General features: G+C 70.2%; 18 protein-coding genes. 11 read left to right on the top strand and 7 right to left on the bottom strand.

Features of this window, described 5'->3' with window-relative positions:
• On the bottom strand, positions 1-707 hold a 707-nt coding region (locus AB0B48_RS22450; RefSeq protein WP_357204493.1), incomplete at its 3' end, for a DUF998 domain-containing protein.
• Between the two features lie 201 nt (positions 708-908).
• Here AB0B48_RS22450 and AB0B48_RS22445 point away from each other — a divergent pair.
• The 7 genes from AB0B48_RS22445 (at position 909) to AB0B48_RS22415 (ending at position 8,044) form a co-directional block, all read left to right on the top strand.
• A complete protein-coding gene (locus AB0B48_RS22445) occupies positions 909-1,217 on the top strand; it encodes a YbaB/EbfC family nucleoid-associated protein (RefSeq protein ID WP_007466279.1) in 309 nt (102 codons plus the stop codon).
• 8 nt (positions 1,218-1,225) lie between these two features.
• Positions 1,226-1,819 (top strand): recombination mediator RecR, encoded by a 594-nt coding sequence (recR, locus tag AB0B48_RS22440; RefSeq protein ID WP_357204491.1) that lies wholly within the window; start codon positions 1,226-1,228, stop codon positions 1,817-1,819.
• A 313-nt stretch (positions 1,820-2,132) separates the two neighbouring features.
• A complete protein-coding gene (locus AB0B48_RS22435; protein WP_357204489.1) occupies positions 2,133-3,797 on the top strand; it encodes an ABC transporter substrate-binding protein in 1,665 nt (554 codons plus the stop codon).
• An 85-nt stretch (positions 3,798-3,882) separates the two neighbouring features.
• On the top strand, positions 3,883-4,887 hold the full coding sequence (locus tag AB0B48_RS22430; protein ID WP_357204486.1) for an ABC transporter permease: 1,005 nt from the start codon (positions 3,883-3,885) through the stop codon (positions 4,885-4,887).
• Positions 4,884-5,846, top strand: a complete 963-nt coding sequence (locus AB0B48_RS22425) for an ABC transporter permease (protein ID WP_357204484.1) — start codon at positions 4,884-4,886, stop codon at positions 5,844-5,846. Before AB0B48_RS22430 ends, AB0B48_RS22425 begins: the two co-directional genes overlap by 4 nt.
• A gap of 7 nt (positions 5,847-5,853) precedes the next feature.
• A complete protein-coding gene (locus AB0B48_RS22420; protein ID WP_357204482.1) occupies positions 5,854-6,864 on the top strand; it encodes an ABC transporter ATP-binding protein in 1,011 nt (336 codons plus the stop codon).
• 76 nt (positions 6,865-6,940) lie between these two features.
• Positions 6,941-8,044, top strand: coding sequence for an oligopeptide/dipeptide ABC transporter ATP-binding protein (locus tag AB0B48_RS22415; RefSeq protein WP_357204480.1), 1,104 nt, complete (start codon positions 6,941-6,943; stop codon positions 8,042-8,044).
• A gap of 24 nt (positions 8,045-8,068) precedes the next feature.
• Here the strand turns inward: AB0B48_RS22415 and AB0B48_RS22410 are convergent, their stop codons facing one another.
• Together AB0B48_RS22410 and AB0B48_RS22405 are read right to left on the bottom strand one after the other, a co-directional pair.
• A complete protein-coding gene (locus AB0B48_RS22410) occupies positions 8,069-8,458 on the bottom strand; it encodes a hypothetical protein (RefSeq protein WP_357204495.1) in 390 nt (129 codons plus the stop codon).
• Positions 8,452-9,090: an HNH endonuclease family protein gene (locus AB0B48_RS22405; RefSeq protein WP_357204478.1), complete on the bottom strand. Its 639-nt coding sequence runs from the start codon at positions 9,088-9,090 to the stop codon at positions 8,452-8,454. The genes AB0B48_RS22410 and AB0B48_RS22405 overlap by 7 nt, the downstream gene beginning before the upstream one ends.
• A 107-nt stretch (positions 9,091-9,197) precedes the next feature.
• On the opposite strand from AB0B48_RS22405, the gene AB0B48_RS22400 reads away from it, so the two are divergent.
• Entirely contained in the window at positions 9,198-10,691 is a 1,494-nt protein-coding gene (locus AB0B48_RS22400; protein ID WP_357204477.1) for an MFS transporter, read from the top strand.
• 31 nt (positions 10,692-10,722) lie between these two features.
• Here AB0B48_RS22400 and leuA read toward each other — a convergent pair whose 3' ends face one another.
• Together leuA and AB0B48_RS22390 are read right to left on the bottom strand one after the other, a co-directional pair.
• Positions 10,723-12,474, bottom strand: a complete 1,752-nt coding sequence (gene leuA / locus AB0B48_RS22395) for a 2-isopropylmalate synthase (protein ID WP_357204475.1) — start codon at positions 12,472-12,474, stop codon at positions 10,723-10,725.
• 237 nt (positions 12,475-12,711) lie between these two features.
• Positions 12,712-13,983: an MFS transporter gene (locus tag AB0B48_RS22390; RefSeq protein WP_357204473.1), complete on the bottom strand. Its 1,272-nt coding sequence runs from the start codon at positions 13,981-13,983 to the stop codon at positions 12,712-12,714.
• A gap of 76 nt (positions 13,984-14,059) precedes the next feature.
• Here AB0B48_RS22390 and AB0B48_RS22385 point away from each other — a divergent pair, with 76 nt between their 5' ends.
• Positions 14,060-15,046, top strand: a complete 987-nt coding sequence (locus tag AB0B48_RS22385) for an ArsR family transcriptional regulator (RefSeq protein ID WP_357204471.1) — start codon at positions 14,060-14,062, stop codon at positions 15,044-15,046.
• Between the two features lie 13 nt (positions 15,047-15,059).
• Here AB0B48_RS22385 and AB0B48_RS22380 read toward each other — a convergent pair whose 3' ends face one another.
• Together AB0B48_RS22380 and AB0B48_RS22375 are read right to left on the bottom strand one after the other, a co-directional pair.
• Positions 15,060-15,590, bottom strand: a complete 531-nt coding sequence (locus tag AB0B48_RS22380; protein ID WP_357204469.1) for a nitroreductase family protein — start codon at positions 15,588-15,590, stop codon at positions 15,060-15,062.
• Positions 15,591-15,674: 84 nt separating this feature from the next.
• Complete coding sequence (locus AB0B48_RS22375) at positions 15,675-16,463, bottom strand: hypothetical protein (RefSeq protein ID WP_357204467.1); 789 nt, start codon at positions 16,461-16,463, stop codon at positions 15,675-15,677.
• Between the two features lie 259 nt (positions 16,464-16,722).
• Here AB0B48_RS22375 and AB0B48_RS22370 point away from each other — a divergent pair, with 259 nt between their 5' ends.
• Together AB0B48_RS22370 and AB0B48_RS22365 are read left to right on the top strand one after the other, a co-directional pair.
• The gene (locus tag AB0B48_RS22370) at positions 16,723-17,988 is read left to right on the top strand and encodes an aspartate kinase (protein ID WP_030489892.1); all 1,266 of its coding nucleotides are present in this window, start codon (positions 16,723-16,725) and stop codon (positions 17,986-17,988) included.
• Between the two features lie 5 nt (positions 17,989-17,993).
• A complete protein-coding gene (locus tag AB0B48_RS22365) occupies positions 17,994-19,055 on the top strand; it encodes an aspartate-semialdehyde dehydrogenase (protein WP_091403390.1) in 1,062 nt (353 codons plus the stop codon).
• Positions 19,056-19,229: the final 174 nt, after the last annotated feature.

Genomic DNA, 19,229 nt, shown 5'->3' with positions numbered 1-19,229 from the left:
GCAAATCGCCCACCAGTGCTCTTCTTGGGCACCACAACTCCATGATCGACGCCGACGAGGGTGCGCGGTTGGGGGGTTTCGGCTAGCAGGACTCCCAGGGCGCAGGCCCAGAGGGGGAACGGGAGCACCGCTACTCGTTCCATGCCGCCCACCCCGAGCCCCAGGCCCTGTTGGGCGGCGAACAGTGTCGTTCCGGCCAGCGCGATGAGCCCGGCGGTGAGGGTGAGTCGGCGCCACCTGCCGAGCGTCGTGCGGCGTGGCGCGAAGCCGGCGAGGAGGAGGCCGACGTTGCCCATCCCCATGATCAGGACTGCGCCGAGGACGTGCAGGTTCTCGTCAATGTCGGCCGGGTAGAGGGCCACGAGGGCGTATCCGCCGGTGGCCAGCAGCAGGAGTGTCTGGGCAGTGCGCACCACCGGGCCGCGGCCGAGAACCCGCCAGGTCAGCAGGAGCCCGCCGGCGAGCAGGACGGCGGTGGCCAGTGTCGCGGTGTTCATCAACGGGTGCCACGGTGAGCAGACGTAGCGGGGGCGGGTGGTGTCCCAGACGCCGCAGTGGGCGTTGCCGAGGTCGCTGATGTTGTGGGTGGCCCAGCTGTAGGTGGGCTCGCGCCACCGCAGACCGGTGATCAGGCTGGCGACGAGGAAGACGGGCGAGGCCGCGAGCCAGCACAGTGCGCCGACCCGGCCGGTGCGGTTGAGGTTCATGCCTTGAGCAGACCAGTGCGACGGGTATGGGCGCACTACCAGCAGATGGCCGGTTCGGGGTAGGGGTAGCCGTACCCGAAGCCTCGGCGTGGGCGGACGCACCGGGCGGGGCGAGGTCGGTCCCAGCGGATAGGCTGAGCGGCGGTCGAGCAGACGAGTGCGAGAAGGAGCCATCCCGTGCGCCCAGGTGGACAGCCGAACATGCAGCAGATGCTGAAGCAGGCGCAGAAGATGCAGCAGCAGATCGCCGCCGCCCAGGCCGAGCTGGCCGAGGCCGAGCTGACCGGCACCGCCGGCGGCGGGCTGGTCACCGCGACGGTCTCCGGCTCCGGTGAGCTCAAGGCCATCAAGATCGACCCGAAGGCCGTCGACCCGGACGACGTGGAGACGCTGGAGGATCTGGTCGTCGCGGCCGTGCACAACGCCGCCGAGGCGGCCCGGGAGCTGACCGAGCGCAAGATGGGCCCGGTCGCCGGCGGCATGGGCGGCCTCGGCCTGCCCGGTTTCTGAGCCGGCAGATGTACGAAGGTGCCATCCAGGATCTGATCGACGAGCTGGGTCGGCTGCCGGGCGTGGGTCCGAAGAGCGCTCAGCGGATCGCGTTTTACGTCCTCTCGGCGGATCCGGCCGACGTCAACCGGCTGGCCGGCGCGCTGCGCAAGGTCAAGGAGCTGGTGCGGTTCTGCACCACCTGCTACAACGTGGCCGAGTCCGAGCAGTGCCGGATCTGCCGCGACCCGCGCCGCACCGACGAGGTGCTGTGCGTGGTGGAGGAGCCCAAGGACGTGGTGGCCGTCGAGCGGACGGGTGAGTTCCGCGGTCGCTATCACGTGCTGGGCGGCGCGATCAATCCGCTGGAGGGGATCGGGCCGGACAACCTGCGCATCCGGGAGCTGCTGATCCGGCTCGGTGGTGGCGGGGTGCGGGAGTTGATCCTGGCCACGGACCCGAACACCGAGGGCGAGGCGACAGCCACCTACCTGGCGTTGATGGTGAAGCCGATGGGCATCGCGGTGAGCCGACTTGCCAGTGGGCTGCCGGTCGGCGGCGATCTGGAGTACGCCGACGAGATCACCCTCGGTCGGGCCTTCGAAGGGCGGCGCGCGGTCTGATCGCCTGACGTACGGCCGGTGGCCGGCACCCGTGCGGGTGCCGGCCACCGCTGCGTCTCTGCCCGGAAATGATCTGACACCTGTGCCCTCATCGGGGCTGTTCGACGTAACAGTTTGGCATCGCGGGTGCAGATTGATCGGTTTTTGCCGCTGTTTACCTAAGAATCGAATGTCAAGCGGCGGTTGAGGCACGATCCGATACCAACCGTCCACTCAGCGGTTTCCGGGTGGACGCATCGGGAGCTATGGTCACCGCCATCGGTGACCCCTGTCACCACGTTGTCCGTACCCCCAAGGACGAGGTGAAGCACACATGCGTGCACCCAGGCCGAAGGTCGCGATCGCGGCCATCGCGGTCGCGGCCCTCGCGGTAGCAGGCTGCGCCGAGAGCAACCGCGACGACGACAAATCCGGTGGTAGCAAGAAGGACACCCTCGTCTTCGGCGTCGCCGGAGACCCGAAGGTGCTCGACCCGAGCTTCGCCAGCGACGGTGAGTCGCTGCGTGTGGCGCGTCAGGTCTTCGAGACCCTGGTCCGACCGGAGGAGGGTGGCACCAAGGTCACCCCCGGCCTGGCCGAGTCCTGGACCCCGGACGCCGCCGGCACCACCTGGACCTTCAAGCTCCGCTCGGGCGTGAAGTTCCACGACGGCACCGACTTCAACGCCGAGGCCGTCTGCGTCAACTTCAACCGCTGGTACAACGCCAAGGGCCTCATGCAGAGCCCGGACGTGACCGCGTACTGGCAGGACGTCATGGGCGGCTTCGCCAAGAACGAGGACGCGGAGCTTCCGCCGAGCCTCTTCAAGTCCTGCGCCGCCAAGGACGCCACCACTGTGGACCTGGCCTTCACCCGGGTCTCCAGCAAGATCCCAGCCGCGCTGATGCTCCCCTCGTTCTCCATCCACAGCCCGAAGGCGCTGCAGGAGTTCGACGCGAGCAACGTCGCGGGCACCGCCGAGGACATCAAGTACCCGGCGTACGCGACGGAGCACCCGACCGGCACCGGCCCGTTCAAGTTCAAGGCCTGGGACGTCGCGAACAAGACGCTGACCCTGGAGCGCAACGAGGACTACTCGGGCACCAAGGCCAAGCTGAAGACCCTCATCTTCAAGACGATCTCGGATGAGAACGCCCGCAAGCAGGCGCTGCGCTCCGGTGACATCCAGGGCTACGACCTGGTTGGCCCGGCTGACGTCGAGCCGCTGAAGAGCGAGGGCTTCAACATGCTCACGCGCCCGGCGTTCAACGTGCTCTACCTGGCGATGAACCAGAAGGGCAACCCGAAGCTCGCCGACATCCGTGTCCGGCAGGCCATCGCGTACGCCCTGAACCGTCAGCAGCTGGTCACCTCCAAGCTGCCGCCGGGTGCCAAGGTCGCCGACAACTTCATGCCGGACACCGTCGAGGGCTGGAACGGTGACGTCACGAAGTACACCTACGACCCGGCCAAGGCGAAGGCGCTGCTGGCCGAGGCCGGCGCGTCGAACCTGACGCTGAAGTTCCACTACCCGACCGAGGTCACCAGGCCGTACATGCCGAACCCGAAGGACATCTTCGAGTTGCTCTCGGCGGACCTGAAGGCCGTTGGCATCACCGTCGAGGGGATCCCGCTGAAGTGGAGCCCGGACTACCTGAACGCCACCACCTCGGGTAGCAAGCACGACATCCACTTCCTGGGCTGGACCGGCGACTACGGCGACGCCTACAACTTCATCGGCACCTTCTTCGACCGGCCGAAGGACGAGTGGGGCTTCAACAACAAGGCCCTGTTCGACCAGTTCAAGGACGCGGACACCACCGCCGACATCGCGGCCCGGACCGAGAAGTACAAGGCCCTGAACAAGTCCGTGATGGACTTCCTGCCGGGTGTGCCGATCTCGCACTCGCCGCCGGCGATCGTGTTCGGCAAGGACGTGACCGGCGTCAAGGCGAGCCCGCTCACCGACGAGCGGTTCTCCACCGCCGAGTTCAAGTAAGTCCTGATCTGACGCAGCAAGGAACGCGGGCGGGCGCTGTCGCACAGCGCCCGCCCGCAACCCTCCGCACCCCTTCGAGGCCGCCGTGTTCCGGTTCATCGTCAGGCGCCTGCTTCAGCTGATACCCACGCTGTTCGGGCTCTCCCTCCTGCTCTTCATCTGGCTCCGCCGACTTCCCGGCGGCCCCGAGACCGCCATCCTCGGCGAGCGCGGCACCCCCGAGATGCGGGCCGCGATCCGCCGCAACATGGGGCTCGACGAGCCCATCCTGGTGCAGTACGGCCGTTTCGTCCGGCGGATGATCAAGCTCGACCTGGGCACCTCGACCTCCACCAAGCGGGCGGTCACCACGGAGTTCATCGAGCGCTTCCCCGGCACTGTCGAGCTGACCATCACCGCGATGATCATCGCGATCGGCATCGGTATCCCGCTGGGCTACCTGGCCGCCCGCCGTCGCGGCCGTTTCCTGGACCACGCGTCAGTGGGCGGATCACTGATCGGCATCTGCATCCCGGTGTTCTTCCTGGGCTACATGCTCAAGGCGATCTTCTCGGAGAACCTGCACTGGTTCCCGTCCAGCGGCCGACAGGACCCGACGCTCGAGGCGACCCGGGTCACCAACTTCTTCGTCCTCGACGGGTTGATGACCCGCGAGTGGGACGCCGCCGCCGACGCGCTCTGGCATCTCGTGCTGCCCGCCATCGCGCTGGCGAGCATCCCGCTGGCGATCATCGTCCGAATCACCCGGGCGAGCGTGCTGGAGGTGCTCAACGAGGACTTCGTGCGCACCGCCGAGGCGAAGGGCCTGACCGAGCAGACGGTCCGTCGCCGGCACGTCCTGCGCAACGCGATGCTGCCGGTGGCCACCTCGATCGGTCTGCTCGCTGGCGGCCTGCTCTCCGGCGCCGTGCTGACCGAGACCGTCTTCGCCTTCAGTGGCATCGGAGCGTTCGTCGCCGAGGCCATCGGCCAACGCGACTATCCGGTGCTGATGGGCTTCATCCTGATCATCGCGGTGGTGTACGTGCTGGTGAACCTCCTGGTCGATCTCTCCTACAGCTTCATCGACCCGAGGGTGAGGGTGCGATGACACTCAGCCCAGGCAAGAAGCGCGAAAAGATCGACCGGCTCTCCGAACTGGCCGCCCGTGACGACGAGCGGGGCGTCAGCCTCTGGCAGGAGGCGTTCCGTCGGCTGCGCGGCAACCCGGCCGCGATCGTCGGCGCCGTCATCCTGGCGCTCTTCGTGCTGGTCGCGGTGGTCGGCCCGTTCCTCGTGCCGTACGCGGCGACGGACACGATCGGCATCCGGGAGGGGCTGATCAAGCCGGGTGTCATCCCTGGCCCGAACGGCGACCACTGGTTCGGCTACGACCACCAGGGCCGGGACGAGTTCAGTCGGATGATCGTGGGCGCCCGTCAGACCCTGCTGGTCGGCGTGGTCTCCACCCTGATCGGTCTGGCGATCGGCGCGCTGATCGGTGGCATCTCCGGTGCCGCGGCCGGCCTCGGTGGCCGATGGGGGCGGTGGATCGACACCACCCTCATGCGCTTCATCGACATGCTGCTGGCGATGCCGAGCCTGCTGCTGGCGGTGAGCATCGCCGCCCTGCTCGGGGCCAGCCTGACCACTGTCATGATCGCGGTCGGCGTGGTCTCGGTGCCGGTGTTCGCCCGGCTGCTGCGCGGCTCGATGATCTCCCAGGCCAACAGCGACTACGTGCTGGCGGCGACCTCGCTCGGCGTCAAGAAGTCGAAGATCGCCCTGACCCACGTGGTGCCGAACTCGCTCGCCCCGGTGATCGTGCAGGCAACGCTGACCCTGGCCACCGCGATCATCGAGGCCGCGGCGCTCTCCTTCCTCGGCCTCGGCAACCCGGACACCGCCGTACCGGAGTGGGGGGTCATGCTCGCCGACGCGCAGCAGTACCTCGGCATCCGGCCGTCACTGGCGATCTACCCGGCCGTCGCGATCATCATCACCGCGCTCGGCTTCACCCTGCTGGGTGAGGCGATGCGCGAGGCCCTCGACCCGAAGCTGCGGAAGTAGGCCCGCAATGGCACTGCTCGAAGTTGAAGATCTCTCCGTCACGTTCGCCCGGCGCGGCCAGCGGGCCGTGCACGCGGTCGACGGGGTGTCCTTCTCGGTCGACGCCGGTGAGGTGGTCGGCCTGGTCGGCGAGTCCGGCTGTGGCAAGAGCGTCACCTCGCTCGCGATCATGGGTCTGCTGCCCAAGCAGCCCGGCCTCCGGGTCGGCGGCAAGGCCGTCTTCGACGGCACCGACCTGCTCCAGCTCGACGACCGGTCGCGGCGGGACATCCGGGGTCGGGACATCGCGATGATCTTCCAGGACCCGCTCTCCTCCCTGAACCCGGTGATCCCGATCGGGTTGCAGGTGACCGAGGTGCTCACCCGGCACCGGGGGATGAAGGGCGAGGCTGCGGCGAAGGAGGCGGCGGCGCTGCTGGACCGGGTCGGCATCCCCGACCCGAAGCGGCGGCTCAAGGAGTACCCGCACCAGCTCTCCGGTGGGATGCGCCAGCGGGCGCTCATCGCGATGGCGGTGGCCTGCCAGCCTCGGCTGCTGATCGCCGACGAGCCGACCACCGCCCTGGACGTCACCATCCAGGCCCAGATCCTGGAGCTGCTCAAGGAGCTGGTCCGGGACTCCGGAACCGCGCTGCTGATGATCACGCACGATCTCGGCGTGGTGGCCGGCATGGTCGACACCGTCAACGTGCTTTACGGGGGCCGGGTGGTGGAGACGGCCCGCCGTCGTCCGCTGTTCCGCCAGCCGCGTCACCCGTACACAGTGGGTCTGCTCGGCTCGGTGCCGCGCCTGGACGCCGGGCGGGGCGAGAAGCTCAACCCGATTCCCGGTTCGGTCCGCGACCTGCTGCCGTGGCCGGACGGATGCGCCTTCGCCCCGCGCTGCGCCCGCCGGATCGACGAGTGTGTGGGTGAGCCGCCGGAGCTGGTGCACGCGCACGACGGACGGAGCTACCGGTGCGTCAACCCGGAGCCGCTGCCGGGCCTGGTGCCCGCCCCGCGCGAGGAGGAAGCGTGAGCGAGCGTAGCGAGCGAACCATCAGGCACAGCAGCGTGGCGTCTCACGCCGGCGCGGAGCGAAGCGGAGTGCTGGCGTGAGTGACAACGACATCCTCGTCGAGGTGCGCGACCTGAAGGTGCACTTCCCGATCAAGCGGGGGGTGCTCTTCGACCGGGTGGTCGGCCAGGTGAAGGCCGTCGACGGGGTCGACCTGAGCATCGCGCGCGGCAAGACGTACGGCCTGGTGGGTGAGTCCGGCTGCGGCAAGTCCACGTTGGGCAGGGCGTTGCTCCAGCTCACCCCGCCGACCGGCGGTGAGGTCAGCTTCGACGGCGTCGAGCTGACGACGCTGCCCTCCGGCAAGCTGCGCAGCATGCGTCGCCGGATGCAGATGATCTTCCAGGATCCGATGTCCAGCCTCGACCCCCGACAGAACGTCGAGTCGATCCTGACCGAGGGCCTCCAGACCCACGGGATCGGCACCGACCGCACCGACCGTCGACGGATCATCGGCGAGACCCTGGACGCGGTCGGGCTGCCGCGCTGGGCGCTCTCCCGCTACCCGCACGAGTTCTCCGGCGGGCAGCGGCAGCGCATCGGCATCGCCCGCGCGCTGGTGCTCGGGCCGGAGCTGATCGTCGCCGACGAGCCGGTTTCGGCGCTCGACGTGTCGATCCAGGCCCAGGTGGTCAACCTGCTGGACGAGCTCCAGGACAGCCTGGGGCTCACCTACCTGGTGATCGCGCACGACCTCGCTGTGGTCCGGCACATCTCCGACACTGTCGGCGTGATGTATCTGGGCGCGCTGGTGGAGGAGGCGCCGAGCGACCGGCTCTACACCGAGCCGCTGCACCCGTACACCCGGGCGCTGATGTCGGCGGTGCCGGTGCCGGACCCGGACGTGGAGGACCGCCGGGAGCGGATCCTGCTCGCCGGTGACCTGCCGTCGCCGGCCAACCCGCCGACCGGCTGCCGCTTCCACACCCGCTGCCCGTGGGCGCAGCCCACCCGCTGCGCCGACGAGCGACCGGTGCTGCGGGACATCGGCGCCAGCCGGGTGGCCTGCCACTTCGCGGAGCAGATCGCCAGCGGCGAACTGCGCCCGCACGGGGTCAGCGCGCAGATCGTCCGACCCGAGGGCGAGGGGGACGCGCCGAGCGTGGTCTCCGCGCCCACCGAGCCCGGCTCGTACGTCTGAGACTGGACGCGGTGCCGGCGGTCGTCAGCCCTCGGGGCGGTTCAGCAGCCCCACCGCGACGCCGTGCACCGCGTCCAGCCCAGCCGGGTCGGCAAGCGTGACCGACGTGCCGGTCACCGCATACCACTCGTCCGCGTCCTTGTACTGCACCCGCAGGGTCACCTTGCCGTCCGCGTACTCGGTGCGCAGCGTCAGGTCCCCGGTGACGACGCCGACCTCGTCGGTCATCACACCGCCGGGGCCGGGCACGATGTCGGTGGTGCGGCTCTGCGGGCCGGCCGCCCCGCTCGAATCCGCGACCATGCCGGCACCCGGCACGGCAGCGGGAGTCTCGGCGGCGCCGTCCGCGGTCATGCCGGCGGCGGACGGGCCGCTCTCCTCGGCGGCGGTCACGAATCGCTCCCCACTCAACAGCCCTCCAACATGTCGGTCAGGGCGGCCTTCTCGGCGCTGGTCACCGTCAGCTTCCAGTAGTGCTTGACCGTCACCCAGTCCTGGGCGTATTTGCACCAGTAAGACCGGTCTGCCGGTTTCCACTGCGACGGGTCCTGGTCACCCTTTGCCCGGTTGGACGAGGCGGAAACCGCGAAAAGCTGCGGACGGGTGGTGTCGTTGGCGAAATCGCCGCGCTTCGCGTTGTCCCACTCGTCAGCGCCCGAGCGCCACGCGTTGGCCAACGGCACCATGTGGTCGATGTCCACGTCGGAGGGATCCGAGAAGCTGCGACCGTCGTACACGCTCTCCCAGCGCCCACCGACCACGTTGCAGCCCGAGAGCTTCACATCCTTGCCGTCGCGCTGGAGGATGCTGTCCCGGATATCGCAGTTCTTGCCGGTGTCCCGCCAATGCGGGAAACGCTCCCGGCTGTAGCCCTTCATCGAGCCGGCGGTAGCGACGGTCAGCTGACTCAGCTGCTCAGCGGCGTTGCCGCCGTCGCTCGACGGCGGTGTGGTCGGTTCATCCTGCGGGACGCAACCGGCCACGCCGAGCGCCAGCGCCGCGGTGAGCACGGCCACCGCCGCTCGCGGTCCTGATCTGGTACGCACAGACGACACCTCTCCAGCTTGGGGGCTCCCGGCGATTGCGCACAGTACCCGGGCACGGTTTCGGCGTTTCGTGGCGTCTCCCACATGATGCAAGGCAGATTGGTGGGATGACCGCACCCGTACCGGCGACCGCCCTCCGGATGGGCACCACCGCCGGCCGGGGCACGCTGCTCGCCGCCGTACTCGCCTCTGGAATGGTCTTCCTCGACAGCACCGTCGTCAACGTGGCACTGCCGAAACTTGGGCAGGACCTCGGCGCGAACGTGGCCGATCTCCAGTGGACCATCAACGGCTACCTGCTGATGCTGGCGGCGTTCGTGCTGCTCGGCGGCGCGCTGGGCGACCGCTTCGGCCGGCGACGCATATTCCTCATCGGCGTGGTCTGGTTCACCGCCGCCTCCGTGCTCTGTGGGCTGGCCCAGGACACCGGCATGCTGATCGCCGCCCGGTTCCTCCAGGGCGCCGGTGGCGCGCTGCTCACGCCCGGGTCGCTGTCGGTGCTCCAGGCGAGCTTCCATCCCGACGACCGGGGTCGGGCGATCGGTGCCTGGGCCGGGCTGTCCGGGGTCTCCACCGCGCTGGGGCCGTTCATCGGGGGCTGGCTGATCGACGCGCTCTCCTGGCGCTGGATCTTCTTCCTCAACCTGCCGATCGCCGTGCTCGTGCTGCTGGCCGCCCTGCGCTGGGTGCCGGAGAGCCGGGACGAGAGTGCCTCCCGCACCGAGGAGCGGGGTCGGACCCGACGACGGTTCGACGTCGCCGGAGCCCTTCTCGGAGCGCTCGCGCTCGCAGGCGTCACCTACGCCCTGATCGACGCGCCGGCCCGCGGGTTCGACTCCGCCGAGGTGCTGATCGCCGCCCTGGTCGGGGTGCTCTCCGCAGTGGCCTTCGTCCTGCTGGAACGGCGGCGTGGCGACACCGCGATGCTGCCCACCGGCCTGTTCAGCAGCCGACTCTTCTCGGTGCTGAACATCTTCACCGTCATCGTCTACGCGGCGCTCGGCGGCTTCACCTTCTTCTTCGCCGTCTACCTTCAGAACGTGGTCGGCTGGTCGGCCTTCCGCACCGGCATCGCGTTGCTGCCGATGACCCTGCTGCTGCTGGTCGGCTCCGCGCGCGCCGGTGCGCTGTCCGCCCGGATCGGCCCACGACTGCCGCTGGCCATCGGACCGGTGGTCGCCGCGGTCGGCCTGCTGCTGCTGCGCGGCGTCGGACCGGGCGCGTCGTACTGGCGGGACGTGCTGCCCGGGGTGCTGCTCTTCGGCATCGGGCTGACCCTGGTGGTGGCACCGCTCACCGCGTCGGTGCTGGCCGCCGTGCAGGACCGGTTCTCCGGGGTGGCCAGCGGGTTCAACAACGCCGCATCCCGCGCCGGCGGCCTGCTCGCGGTGGCGGCGCTACCGCTGCTGGTCGGGCTCTCCGGCGGCGGGTACGAGCAGAAGGCCGAGCTGACCGACGCGTTCCGGGGCGCGATGGAATGGTGTGCGGGGCTGCTCGTGGCCGGCGCGCTGCTGGCCCTCGTGCTGGTCCACCGACCGCCCCGGAAAGCCCCGCCGTCCCAGCCCTGCCACTCAATGCCCGCCGCGACACCCCCGAAGTAGGAAGCCACTTCGGGGGTGTCGCGCGCCTAGGTCAGCGGCGGGCGCGGTTGACGGCGCTGGTGACCGCCTTGATCGACGCGGTGACGATGTTGGCGTCGGTGCCGACACCCCAGACCGTCGTGCCGTCCACCTCACACTCCACGTACGCGGCGGCCTGCGCGTCACCACCGGAGGAGAGCGCGTGCTCGTGGTAGTCGAGCACCCGTACGCCCACCCCGACCGACTGGAGCGCGTTGACGTACGCGTCGATCGGGCCGTTGCCGACCGCGGCGAGCGAGCGCTGCTCGCCGCCCACACCGACCTGGGCCTCGATCTCGACCTTGCCGTCCACCGTGCCGATCGTGTAGCCGGCCAGCCGAACCGCCGGGTCGGGCTGGTGGTCGAGCAGGTAGTGCGTCGCGAAGATCTCCCACATGGCGGCCGGGTCGACCTCGCCGCCGTCGTGGTCGGTGACCTGCTGCACCACCCCGGAGAACTCGATCTGGAGCCGGCGCGGCAGGTCCAGTTGGTGCTCGCTCTTCATGATGTACGCGACGCCGCCCTTGCCGGACTGCGAGTTGACCCGGATGACCGCCTCGTAGGTGCGGCCCAGGTCCTTCGGGTCGATCGGCAGGTACGGCACCGCCCAGGTGTGCTCGTCCACCGGCACACCGGCCGCCTTCGCGTCGGCGGCGAGGGCGTCGAAGCCCTTCTTGATCGCGTCCTGGTGGGAACCGGAGAAGGCGGTGTAGACCAGGTCGCCCGCGTACGGGTGGCGCTCGTGCACCGGCAGTTGGTTGCAGTATTCAACCGCTCGCCGCACCTCGTCGATGTTCGAGAAGTCGATCATCGGGTCGATGCCCTGGGAGAAGATGTTGAGCCCCAGGGTCACCAGGTCGACGTTGCCGGTGCGCTCACCGTTGCCGAACAGGCAGCCCTCGATGCGGTCCGCGCCGGCGAGCAGGCCCAGCTCGGCGGCGGCCACACCGGTGCCCCGGTCGTTGTGCGGGTGCAGGCTCAACACCACGCTGTCCCGGCGCGGCAGGTGCCTGTGCATCCACTCGATCGAGTCGGCGTACACGTTGGGGGTGGCCATCTCGACGGTGGCCGGCAGGTTGATGATCAGCGGTCGGTCCGGGGTCGGGTCGATCACGTCGATCACCCGGGAGCAGACTTCCAGCGCGTACTCCAGCTCGGTGCCCGTGTACGACTCCGGCGAGTACTCGTAGAAGATCTCCGTGTCCGGGGTGTGGATCTCGGCGTACTTCTGGCAGAGCCGCGCCCCGGTGGTGGCGATGTCGGCGATGCCGTCCCTGTCCAGGCCGAAGACCACCCGCCGCTGGAGGGTGGAGGTCGAGTTGTAGAAGTGCACGATGGCCCGCTTCGCGCCGCGCAGCGACTCGAACGTCCGGTCGATCAGGTGCTCCCGGCACTGCGTGAGCACCTGGATGGTGACGTCGTCCGGGATCATGTCGTCTTCGATGAGCTGCCGGACGAAGTCGAAGTCGGTCTGGCTGGCCGACGGGAAACCGACTTCGATCTCCTTGTAGCCCATCTGCACCAGCAGCTGGAACATCCGGCGCTTGCGCTCGGGCGACATCGGGTCGATCAGTGCCTGGTTGCCGTCGCGGAGATCCACGGCGCACCAGCGGGGGGCGGCCTCGACGGTGCGGGTGGGCCAGGTGCGGTCCGGGAGTTCGACCCGGAACTGCTCCCCGTACGGCTGGTAGCGGTGGTACGGCATCCGGCTCGGGCGTTGCCGGGCGATCGGATCGGTTTCAGCGTCGGTGACAGGTTGAGCCATCTCGGAGTGCTCCCTGGAACATGTGGCGTCAGCAGATCGGAAGGTGTCGGCGAGATGCCGGGCGACGGTGCGCGGCGGTGCCGAGAAGAAAATCGGATGTGCTGGACGGCGCGATGCAACTCCGCGACGAGGTGCCGGCCGGTCAGGCCTCGTCGCGGCGGCTAAGGAGGAGCAGCGCCTGCCACATGACCAAGTCACCCTACGTGATGGAACGGTGGGTGGAAAGACAGGTCCGGACTATGGGACCGGGGTCATGGCCGGCGCTGCGGCCTCGGCGCCCAGCCGCGGCGTGCGTCCGGCCCAGGCCACCGCAGGCACGATCACCAGCCCGACCAGCACGAAGATCGCTGCCGTCGGTAACCAACCCCACCCGCCGGTGGTCACGCCGAGCGCGGTCAGTCCGGCCGGCGCGATCAGGTACTGCACCTGCACGCCGAGTTCGAGCGCCCCCACGTACGCGCCGCGCTGGTTGGCCGGTGGCAGGGTGGCGGTGAGCCCCCAGGTGCCGGCCGACTCGATCAGCTCGGCCAGGATGAGTACCGTCGCCGCGGTCACCAGCACCACGATGGTGAGCCAGCCCCGGGTGAACCCGGAAATCGGCAGGACCAGACAGAACAGGGCGATCAGCAGTCCACCCCGACGGGAGGCCCGGGCCGCGCCCGCCGCAGTGTCCGCGCCCCGGCTCACACGTACCTGGAGCAGCACGACCAGGACCGTATTGAGCAGCACCAGAGCGGCGATGACCGTCTTCGGGGCGTCGGTGTGGGTGAGGATCCAGAGCGGCATGACCGTCAGGTAGAGCGCCTGGTGTGCGGTGAGCAGCCCGGAGAGCAGGGACACCGTCATGAACGGGCGGTCCCGCAGCACGGCGAGCCGACTCGTCGGCTCCACCGACCTCCGCACCTGCGGCAGTCGAGGCAGTCGGCGCACGAAGAGAGCCGTCACCAGGAAGACCGTCGAGATGAACCAGACCATCCCGCGGTACGCCTCGATCGTGTCCACCGCCAGCACCAGGCCGCTGATCACCGCGCCGAGCCCGAAGCCGACGTTCAGCGACGAGCGCTGGTACGCCATCGCCGTGACCCGTTCGGCCGGCGCGAGCGCGTTGATCGAGTAGACCTGCCGGGCCACGCCGACAGCGCCGTCCACGGCTGCCAGCGCCACCACCACGGCGAGAAACCCCGCGAAGCCACCCACGAAGGGGTAGGTCGCGAACAGCGCCGCGTTCAGCACCAGCCCCACCACCCAGACCCGCTGCGGTCCGTACCGGTCGGTGAGCCCACCCAGCGACACCGTGCCCAGCAGCGTCACCCCCGCGGCGATGGAGAGCCCCAACCCCACCTGGGCGGCGCTGAGCCCGAGCGCCCGGGTGAAGAAGACGGCGCTGCCGGCGTGGAACAGGCCGCTCCCGACGGCGTAGACCATGGCCTGCACGGCCAGGGCGCGGGTCAGCCCGGCTGGCGGTACGACGTCTCGAACGGCGGTACGGATGGTTTCTCTGGTCCCCATGTCCGGGGAGTGAAGCGGGTCCCATGACCTCGGTCGAATCTTTTAGGCTGGACCGAATCCTGCTCCTGGGGGGCGTGTGTCCGAGTTGCGGTTCAGCCTGGCCGACGTGGCGGGAGTGCGGCTCGCCGTGTCACCGGTCAACGAGACGGTCATGAGCATGTGGGCGCTGGCCAACCCGGTCCGCTACGCGGTGCACCTGCCCTGGATCGACCGGGCCCGGGTGACGTTGCATCGTCCCGAAGTGGCCGACCGGGTCCGGCCTCTGGTGGGGTTGGTCGTGCCGGGTCGCTGGCTGCCCGACTTCCTCACCCCGGCGGCCCGACCGAACGTGGAGCTGGCCGAGCAGCTCGACCAGATCGCCGCGACGCCGCCGGCCGTGGTGGTCCAGGACCTGCTGGCGACCACCTGGCAGAAGCCGCTGAGCCCGTTCGGGCGGGCGCTGCTCGCCGACCCCGGCGGGCTGCTGCCGCAGGTCGTCGACGCGGTGCGGGTCTGGTACGACGAGGCGATCGCCCCGGACTGGCCGCGGATGCGGGCGCTGCTCGACGCCGACGTGGCGTATCGGGCCGCCCAGCTCGCCGAGAGCGGCGCCGGCCGGTTCTTCGAGCATCTCCACCCGAGCCTGCGCTGGCACGGCGACCGGGTGATCAGCGACGACACGTTCGAGCGGGACTTCGACCTCCGCGGTCGTGGGCTGGCGCTGAACCCGACGGTGTTCACCGAGCAGCACGTGCTGTGGAACCTGCTCGAGGATTCGCTGCCGGCCGGCGCGTACCCGGTCCGTGCCGTCGGGACGCTCTGGGAGGCGACCGCGCCGCCGCCCGGCGACCCGCTGGCACGGGTGATCGGGCCGGGCCGGACCACGCTGCTGTGCCTGCTCGAGACGGCGCTGACCACCACCGACCTGGCCCGACTCACCGGGATGTCCGCCGGAAACGTCTCCCAGCACCTGGCCGCGTTGCACGGCGCCGGCCTGGTGTCCCGGTTCCGCGAGGGCCGGCACGTGCGCTATCGCAACACCGATGCCGCGGCGGTCCTGCTCCGGGCCAGCCGGGGCGAGTGAGCCCGGCGCCCGATCAACGCAGCAGCAGCTCGGCGACCGGGTGGCGGTGCCGCAGGCCGGTCTCCCGGGCGTGCAGGTCGGCCGGGAGGTCGAACGGGTTGCCGAGTCGTCCGACGGCGGCGACCACCAACGGGCGGACATCGCCGGGCAGGTCGAGTTCGGTGGCGAGGCCGGCCCGGTCGAACCGGGTGAGCTGGTGTACGTGCAGGCCGAGCGCTGTGGCCTGCACTGTCAGGTGGGCGATCGCCTGCCCCAGGTCGTACGCCGCCTGCTCGGTGTTCAGGCCGGTGTGGGCGCCGACCACCAGGGTCGCGGCGTGCCGGATCCAGATCTGGTCGTCGCCCGGGAGGCTGATCAGGATCCGCTTCCAGGTCTCGTCGTCGCGGTGGCCGAGGGCGAACCGCCAGGGCTGCCCGTTCTCCGCCGACGGGGCCCAGCGCGCGGCCTCAAGCAGCGAGGCGGACTCCTCCGGGGTCAGCTCGGCGCTCGGGTCGAAGGCTCGTGGACTCCAGCGGTAGGCGAGCAGCGGGGTGAGATCGGCCATACACCGAATCGTCCCGTATGGGTGATTCGCCCATCAGGATGGGGTGGCTGAATGTGGGCAAGAGCACCCGTAACGGGACGAAGATCAAGGCGTTCCCGGGCCCGGGCTCTCCGGCGGGTCCGGGGTCGGCGGCGCGGCGGTGTCGAGCGGCTCCCGGTCGATCACCACCGGGCCGGCCAGCTGCACGGTGGCCGGTGCCGGGCCGGGTGCGGCGGCCAGCCTCAGCGTCCCGGCCCCGGTCTGGACGCCGGTGGGTGTGCCGTCCTGGTCGTAGCAGTAGATGCCCACATCCAGCGGGGCGTTCAGCGACGCCGAGGTGGAATCCACCGAGTAGCAGGTGCCGGTGAGGCCGTCGGGCGTCCTGGCTGGGGCAACGGCCAGGGGCGCGCGTCGGTCGGTGAGCACGTCCAGCCAGTCGGTGAGCAGGTGCTGGACCCGGGGGTCCGACCGGCGTGGAACCGCGTCGTCGCGATCACCCAGGCGTACGCAACTCGCCGACTCGGCCCGACCGGCCGACGGCAGGGCGCACTGGAACAGCCCGTCGGCCGTGCTGGCCATCGAGACGTCGGCGGTGCCGCCCAGGGCGCCACCCGGCACGTCCACCCGCCAGCTGCCGTCGTTCGCGCTGGTGAACACGATGGTGCGATCCGATTGACCCGTCTGGCTGTAAACGTACTGGGCCACCAGGTGACGGTCCTGAGCCGCCGCGGCCAGCGCGGCCAGCTCGTCCCGTGCGGCGTCCACCTCGACCGGCCCCGGGTCGGCTGGCGGCGGAGGCGGAGGCTGCTCGCTGGTGCAGGCGACCAGGAAAGCTGGCAGGGCGAGGACGAGCGGCCCGATCACGCGGCCGGCCGAGCGGATGAGGACGGGCACCGGCCCATTCTGGTGGGTGCGGGCGGTTGGCGGGTGCCGGCGCGTACCTGGCCCGTCCCGGCGTGTCGGGCGGGGCGGCCCGGCGTACCCATCCGACCTGGTGGGACCGCCCCGGCCGGTCCCGGCCGGGCCGGATGGTGGGATCACCTGACCCGGCTTCGTTATCCGCCGGATACCCTCATGAGGTCTGACACGCGCCGCCGGCCCCGGTTCCGGCGGCGTCGGCACGCTCAGGGTCGCTGGGAGGGAGTGCACCGTCGTGGCACTCGTGGTGCAGAAGTACGGCGGGTCCTCCGTCGCCAACGCCGAGCGGATCAAGCGGGTGGCCGAGCGCATCGTCGCCGCCCGCAAGGCCGGCGACGACGTGGTGGTGGTGGTCTCCGCGATGGGTGACACCACCGACGAGCTGCTCGACCTGGCCAACCAGGTCAGCCCGCTGCCGCCGGGCCGCGAGCTGGACATGCTGCTCACCGCCGGGGAGCGGATCTCCATGGCCCTGCTGGCCATGGCCATCCACAACCTGGGGTACGAAGCCCGCTCGTTCACCGGTTCGCAGGCCGGCGTGATCACCACCTCGGTGCACGGCCGCGCCCGGATCATCGACGTCACCCCCGGGCGGCTCAAGGGAGCCCTCGACGAGGGTTCGGTGGTCATCGTGGCCGGCTTCCAGGGCGTCTCGCAGGACACCAAGGACGTCACCACGCTGGGTCGCGGTGGTTCGGACACCACCGCCGTGGCGCTCGCCGCCGCCCTGCACGCCGACGTCTGCGAGATCTACACCGACGTGGACGGCATCTTCACCGCCGACCCTCGGATCGTGCCCAACGCCCGACACATCCAGCACATCACCTACGAGGAGATGTTGGAGCTGGCCGCGTGCGGCGCGAAGGTGCTGCACCTGCGTAGCGTGGAGTACGCCCGGCGGGCGGGGTTGCCGATCCACGTCCGTTCGTCATACTCGACCAACACCGGCACGATGGTCACCGGATCGATGGAGGACCTTTCCGTGGAGCAGGCACTGATCACCGGGGTCGCGCACGACCGCAGCGAGGCCAAGATCACGATCGTCGGGGTGCCCGACGAGCCGGGTGCCGCCGCGCGGATCTTCGACACCGTCGCCGGCGCCGAGATCAACATCGACATGATCGTGCAGAACGTCTCCACCGAGGGCACCGGCCGGACGGACATCTCGTTCACCCTGCCCAAGGCCGACGGCCCCACCGCGATGGCCGCGCTCAGCAAGATCCAGGAGCCGGTCAAGTTCAAGGGCCTGCTCTACGACGACCACGTCGGCAAGGTCTCGCTGATCGGCGCGGGCATGCGCTCGCACCCCGGGGTGGCCGCCGGCTTCTTCGCCGCCCTCGGCGCGGCCGGGGTCAACATCGAGATGATCTCCACCTCCGAGATCCGGGTCTCCGTGGTCTGCCGGGACACCGACCTCGACGCCGCCGTCCGCGCCATCCACGACGCGTTCGAGCTGGGCGGCGACACCGAAGCCGTGGTCTACGCGGGGACGGGTAGGTAGCGCCGATGACGGCGCTGCCCACCCTCGCCGTGGTCGGAGCGACAGGTGCCGTCGGCACGGTGATGTGTGAGCTGCTCACCGGGCGACGCAACGTCTGGGGCGAGATCCGGCTGCTCGCCTCCGAGCGCTCCGTCGGCCGCCGGGTGCGCTGCCGGGGCGAGGAACTCGTCGTCCAGGCGCTGACCCCCGAAGCGTTCGACGGGGTCCAGGTGGCCATGTTCGACGTGCCCGACGAGGTCTCCGCCGAGTGGGCACCGATCGCCGTCGCCCGCGGCGCGATCGCTGTCGACAACTCCGGCGCGTTCCGGATGGACCGCGACGTCCCGCTGGTCGTTCCGGAGATCAACCCCGAGCAGGTCCGCAACCGGCCCCGGGGCATCATCGCCAACGCCAACTGCACCACCCTCGCGATGATCGTCGCCGTCGCGCCGCTGCACCGCGAGTACGGCCTCCGCGAGCTGGTGCTCGCCTCCTACCAGGCGGTCTCCGGAGCCGGTCAGTCCGGCGTCGACATCCTGCACGACCAACTCACCAAGGTCGCCGGCGACCGGGCGCTCGGCTCGCGCACCGGCGACGTACGCCAGGCGGTCGGCGACGACCTGGGCCCATTCCCGGCACCCATGGCGCTCAACGTGGTCCCGTGGGCCGGCTCCCCGGCGGACAGCGGCTGGTCATCGGAAGAGATGAAGATCCGCAACGAGTCGCGGAAGATCCTCGGCCTCCCCGACCTCAAGGTCTCCGCCACCTGCGTCCGGGTGCCGGTGGTCACCGCCCACTCGGTAGCGGTGCACGCGGTCTTCGCCACCGAGGTCGACGCCGAGGGTGCCCGCGAGGCACTGCGCAACGCACCGGGGGTGATCCTGGTCGACGACCCCGCGGCCGGGGAGTTCCCGATGCCGATCGACGCCGTCGGCACCGACCCGTCCTGGGTCGGCCGGATCCGCCGCGCCCTGGACGACCCCCGCGCCCTCGACTTCTTCGTCACCGGCGACAACCTCCGCAAGGGCGCGGCCCTCAACACGGCCCAGATCGCCGAACTCCTAGCCAAAGAACTCCGCACCCCCTAACGCTCCCTGCCTCCCTGCCCCGCCGTGCTGGCTCCCTGCGCCGGTCCTGCGCCGGTCCTGCGCCGGTCCTGCGCCGGTCCTGCGCCGGTCCTGCACCGCGGCGCGGTTGCCCCCTCCCGCGGCCCTGCCCTCTGACCCGCGTCGATCCGCGGCCCTGCCCTCTGGCGTTCACCC

This window comes from Micromonospora sp. NPDC049089, from assembly GCF_040648775.1.
GTDB lineage: Bacteria > Actinomycetota > Actinomycetes > Mycobacteriales > Micromonosporaceae > Micromonospora.
This window is presented reverse-complemented; position numbering and strand designations above follow the sequence as displayed.

What these genes read in the sequence shown, in the direction of transcription:
- AB0B48_RS22445 (WP_007466279.1), top strand. Translation starts at nt 909, where the DNA reads ATGCAGCAGATGCTGAAGCAGGCGCAGAAGATGCAGCAGCAGATCGCC.
- recR (WP_357204491.1), top strand. Translation starts at nt 1,226, where the DNA reads ATGTACGAAGGTGCCATCCAGGATCTGATCGACGAGCTGGGTCGGCTG.
- AB0B48_RS22435 (WP_357204489.1), top strand. Translation starts at nt 2,133, where the DNA reads ATGCGTGCACCCAGGCCGAAGGTCGCGATCGCGGCCATCGCGGTCGCG.
- AB0B48_RS22425 (WP_357204484.1), top strand. Translation starts at nt 4,884, where the DNA reads ATGACACTCAGCCCAGGCAAGAAGCGCGAAAAGATCGACCGGCTCTCC.
- AB0B48_RS22420 (WP_357204482.1), top strand. Translation starts at nt 5,854, where the DNA reads ATGGCACTGCTCGAAGTTGAAGATCTCTCCGTCACGTTCGCCCGGCGC.
- AB0B48_RS22400 (WP_357204477.1), top strand. Translation starts at nt 9,198, where the DNA reads ATGACCGCACCCGTACCGGCGACCGCCCTCCGGATGGGCACCACCGCC.
- leuA (WP_357204475.1), bottom strand. Translation starts at nt 12,474, where the DNA reads ATGGCTCAACCTGTCACCGACGCTGAAACCGATCCGATCGCCCGGCAA.
- AB0B48_RS22390 (WP_357204473.1), bottom strand. Translation starts at nt 13,983, where the DNA reads ATGGGGACCAGAGAAACCATCCGTACCGCCGTTCGAGACGTCGTACCG.
- AB0B48_RS22380 (WP_357204469.1), bottom strand. Translation starts at nt 15,590, where the DNA reads ATGGCCGATCTCACCCCGCTGCTCGCCTACCGCTGGAGTCCACGAGCC.
- AB0B48_RS22365 (WP_091403390.1), top strand. Translation starts at nt 17,994, where the DNA reads ATGACGGCGCTGCCCACCCTCGCCGTGGTCGGAGCGACAGGTGCCGTC.